The 4,421-nt window shown below is 70.5% G+C and carries 5 protein-coding genes; 3 read left to right on the forward strand and 2 right to left on the reverse strand.

Annotation, left to right across the window (positions count from 1 at the left end; genetic code table 11):
- The coding region (locus G6022_RS02830; protein ID WP_182690989.1) for an arabinofuranosyltransferase at positions 1-1,860 on the forward strand (1,860 nt) is incomplete at its 5' end.
- Between the two features lie 46 nt (positions 1,861-1,906).
- Here the strand turns inward: G6022_RS02830 and G6022_RS02835 are convergent.
- On the reverse strand, positions 1,907-2,254 hold the full coding sequence (locus tag G6022_RS02835) for a hypothetical protein (protein ID WP_182690990.1): 348 nt from the start codon (positions 2,252-2,254) through the stop codon (positions 1,907-1,909).
- Positions 2,255-2,297: 43 nt separating this feature from the next.
- Positions 2,298-3,194 carry a glycosyltransferase gene (locus G6022_RS02840; protein WP_182640154.1) on the reverse strand — a complete coding sequence of 299 codons (897 nt, stop codon included), beginning with the start codon at positions 3,192-3,194 and terminating at the stop codon, positions 2,298-2,300.
- A 62-nt stretch (positions 3,195-3,256) separates the two neighbouring features.
- Between G6022_RS02840 and G6022_RS02845 the strand changes: the two genes are divergently transcribed.
- Entirely contained in the window at positions 3,257-4,009 is a 753-nt protein-coding gene (locus G6022_RS02845; RefSeq protein ID WP_241731023.1) for a glycosyltransferase family 2 protein, read from the forward strand.
- Positions 4,006-4,395 carry a DUF2304 domain-containing protein gene (locus G6022_RS02850; RefSeq protein ID WP_179524455.1) on the forward strand — a complete coding sequence of 130 codons (390 nt, stop codon included), beginning with the start codon at positions 4,006-4,008 and terminating at the stop codon, positions 4,393-4,395. Before G6022_RS02845 ends, G6022_RS02850 begins: the two co-directional genes overlap by 4 nt.
- Positions 4,396-4,421: the final 26 nt, after the last annotated feature.

Consider the following 4,421-nt stretch of genomic DNA (forward strand, 5'->3'; position numbering starts at 1 on the left):
CTGGCCGGCTGGCTCCTGCTGCGCGGGGGGCGCCGGGGCCGAGACAGCGGCCGCGGTACCGGCGAGCGCGCCCTGTGGTTCCTCGGGACCGCGGGCCCCGCGTTCCTGGCCTCCTCCCACCTCGGGCTGCTGCTGAACGGCACCCCGCACTATCTCTTCGGGCTCGGCGGCGACCAGCTCAACCGCGTCGCCTACGTGACCCGCTTCGCCGACTCCCCCGCGCTGAGCGACCCCTTCTACGCCGATGCCGCCCCCTTCTACCCGCCGCAGTGGTTCTGGGTGGGCGGGCGACTGGCCGCGCTGGCGGGGGTCGAGGCTTGGGAGTTCTACAAGCCCTACGCGATCGTCACCATGGCGATCGCGGGTGCGATCGCGTTCGTCGCCTGGCGCTGGCTGGTGCCGACGCGGCTGGCCGTGCTGTTCGGTCTGGTCACCGCGGTCGTCGGCGGGCACATCAACGCCTACGAGCCCTACTCGTGGATCCTCATCTGCCTGCTCCCGCAGGTCGTGGTGGCGACCTTCCTGCTCTGCGCACGCGCCGCCGCGCGGTCGCGGGACCCCGGGGCCGGCCGACCCACGTGGCCGCTGGTCGTGACGATCGGCGTCTACCTCGGCTGGGCCGCGCTGGCGTACACGCTCATCGCGGGTGTCGCGGCGTTGCTGGTCGCCCTCGTCGTCGTCGTCGACATAGTGCGCCACCGCGCCGACCGCCGCGTCGTCGGCGCGCTGATCGCCCACCTGGCCGCGACGGCCGGCATCTCCATGCTGATCGCGCTGGTGTTCTGGCACCGCTTCCTCCTGGCGGTGCTGGGTGGCGCCGAGACCGAGTCGTCCGTGGCCAACGATTTCGCCCCGGAGATCGGTTCCCGCTGGCCGCTGCCGATGTTCGAGGTGTCCGCCGCCGGCCTGCTGTGTCTGATCGGGCTGGCGTGGGTGGTGGTGACGGTGTGGCCGGACGGTGCCGGCCGGCTCGCAGACCGCGGTGCGGCGTCCCTGGGCGCCCGGATCGGAGACCGGGGAGCCAGCCGTCGCCACGCTGATGACCACGACTACGACGACGAGGCCACCCACTCACCGGGCTGGCCGCTCCCGGCGCCGGACCGCGGTCTCGTGCTGGCGCAGGCGCTGGGGCTGATGGTCGTCACGGTGTTCGGTTGGTACGCGCTCTCGGGGCTTCGGGCGGTCACCGGGTCCACGCTGCTGCCGTTCCGGATGATCCCGGTGATCACGCTGGCACTCGCGCTCGCGGGGGTGGTCGGCTCGCTCGCCCTGGCCCGGTGGGCGCTGGCCACGTCGCCCGCGGATTCGCGCGGCCGGGTCGCCGCGGTGGCCGTGGTGGTGGCCGGTCTGGCCGCGATCCAGATGGTGCAGCACGTCTCCGAGGAGGACTCGCGGTTCGCCGCCGCAGCCCGAGAGGCCCCCGCGGCCCCGTCGGAGGTGCTGGAGGCGATCGACGAGATGACCCCCGGGCAGGAGCAATCGGACCTGGTGGTCCTCACGTCGGTCCCGACCGTCTACGCCTACCGCCCGTATTTCACCTTCCAGGCACCCGCGCAGGCCTACGCCACCCCGGCCGGTCGCTACACCGCACGGACGGACGAGGTCCGGGAATGGGCCTCCATCGACTCCCCCCGTGAGCTGGCCGCCGCGATGGACTCAGGCCCGTTCCGCGGCCCGGACGTGATGGTGTTCGATCGGGAGGGCTCGAGGAACTGGGTGGTCCCGGTGGCGATCAACGAGATGCCCCTGGCCCGGAACAACAGTCGGGAGAAGATCCGGTTCCACCCGGAGCAGTTCGAGGACCGGGCACTGTTCGACGTCCGCGAGGTGAGCTCGAGAGTGGTGGTCGTGCGGCGGTGACCGGGCCGGGCCGGAGGCCGGGCGAGGCGCAGCGTCGCCGGCGTCGTCAGGCGGGGCGCAGCGTCGACGGCGCCGGGAACGGTGCCACGATCTCGCGGCCGACCTCCTCGATCGCGTCCGTGAGCGCCGTCGACAAGACGATCCGGTTCTCGTCGAGGTGGGAGATCCGCACCACGGTGTCGCGGCCGTTCTCGTGGAACAGGAAACGCTCCATGAGGAACCGCAGACCGATCCCCTCGAGTACGTCCTCCGCCCTGTGCCAGTCGTCGACCGGGTCGAGCGGGCGGCCGAGCCGGTCGATCGGCACGAGCAGCGGCTCGGCGGTGGTCATGTCGATCCAGCCGATCAGTTCGCCGTCCTCACGGCGGTGCGGGATCCACGCCTCGGGGACCATCCGGGCCTCCTCTCGTGCCAGCTCCGGTCAATTCCCGTCGGGGTCAGAACTTACGGAAGCTGTGACCGAGCAGCCGCTTACCGCCCTCGGCGAACTTGCCGGCCCGGGCCGCGGTCGGCAACAGAGACAGCGCGTTGAACCGCGAGGTCAGGTGCAGACGCGCGGCCCGCTCGGCGCTCTTCCAGCCCCGGGCCGCGAACGCGTCGGCCTCACCGGCGAAGAAGCGGGCCTCCTCGTCGAAGCGGCGGCCGTCGAGCGCGCGCACCGAGGAGTCGGAGGCGGAATGCCGGCGGTAGAGGAACGCCAGGGTCGGGTCGTAGACCATGTGACCGCCACCGGTGATCACGTCGACCAGCAGCGCCAGGTCCTGCACCACGTCCAGTCCCTCGCGGAACCCGATGCGGCGGATCCACTCGGAACTCCACGCCAGCGACGGGAAATAGGTCCAGTTCCCGTGCATCAGCGAGGTCATGAGCTTCTCGCCGTGGAGGACCGTGCGACCGTCGGCCTTGGGCGAGGTGAACGCCTTGACGGTGTCGGACAGGGGCCGCGCGGGGGCACCGTGCTCGTCGATGACGCTGACGCCGACCTCCATCACGGCGGCGTCGGGAACGGCCGCGAAACCGTCCGCCACCACCTGCAGGTAGTTGGGCAGCATGACGTCGTCGGCGCCCATCACCACGACGATCGGTGCCGTGACCATCTCCAGGCACTTGCGGTAGTTACCGTTGGCGCCGAGGTTGGTCTCGTTCTTCTCGTAGGTCACCCGCTCGTCGCGCGCGGTGATCTCCCCCATGTAGCGGGCAGGCTCCGGGTCCGGGTAGCCGTCGTCCACCACGACCAGACGGAAGTCGGTGTAGGTCTGGGAGAGGACACTGTCCACAGCCTTCTTGAAGTGTCCGACATCCCCGTAGTAGGGGAGCATCACATCGATGGCCATCGGGGAACCGCCGTCCTTCTCTTCACAGGGTTTTCCGTTCGATCGCATAGTATCGACCGGCGATGAGCAGTGACAGTGAGCGACTCCCAGGACCCTCCGGCGCGGCAGGGGGCGGCCCCACAGGCAACCGCGACGTCTGGCTGGTCGTCCCCTGCCTCAACGAGGGCACCGTGATCGAGGACGTCCTCGGCACCGCACGCGAGACGTTCCCCAACATCGTTGCCGTGGACGACGGTTCGACCGACGACTCCGCGGCGGCGATCCACCGGGCGGGCGCACACCTGGTCCGGCACCCGGTCAACCTCGGGCAGGGGGCCGCCATCCAGACCGGTGTCGAGTACGCCCGCGCGCAACCCGGCGCCCGTTACTTCGTCACCTTCGACGCCGACGGGCAGCACCAGGTCAAGGACGTCCTCGCGATGGTCGAGCGGCTGCGCTGTGAGCCCGTGGACATCGTGGTGGGGACCCGCTTCGGCCGCCCACGTCGCGAGGGCGACCAGGTGCCGCTGATCAAGCGGGTCGTCCTCAAGACCGTCGTCATGCTCAGCCCACGCACCCGCAGGCTCGGTCTGACGGACGCCCACAACGGACTGCGGGTGTTCAACCGGCGGGTCGCCGACGACCTCAACCTGCGCATGAACGGCATGAGTCACGCCAGCGAGTTCGTGGAACTGATGGACAGCCGTGGGTGGCGCGTGGCCGAGCAGCCGGTCGACATCCTCTACACCGAGTACTCCATGTCGAAGGGGCAGTCGCTGCTCAACGGGATCAACATCCTCTCCGACGGTTTCGTGGGAAAGAGGTTGCCGCGATGATCAAGGCACTGCTGTTGCTCGCCGGCGCCGCGCTGGTGGCGTTCTTCCTGGCCAACCGGCGCAAGGCGCGGGCCAAGGCCGGGGTCAAGATCGGCTTCGTGCTGTTCGTGGTGTTCATGGTCTACGCCGTGCTGCGCCCGGACGACCTCACCGTGGTGGCCAACGCGCTGGGCGTACAGCGCGGCACAGACCTGGTGCTCTACGCGCTGGTGATGGGCTTCGCCTTTGTCACCGTCTCCACGTACGTGCGCTTCCGCGAACAGGAACTGCGCTACGCCCGGCTGGCCCGGTCCATCGCGCTGCAGAACGCGGTGCGGCCGGAGGACGAGCCCCACGCGACCGCGGTGATGCCCGCCGCGGACGACGACGACCGCCCGCGACGGTGACCGGGCGGCCGACCCCTCGCGCGGAG

The sequence above is a fragment of the Dietzia sp. Cai40 genome (genome assembly GCF_014145165.1).
Taxonomy (GTDB): Bacteria; Actinomycetota; Actinomycetes; order Mycobacteriales; family Mycobacteriaceae; genus Dietzia; species Dietzia natronolimnaea.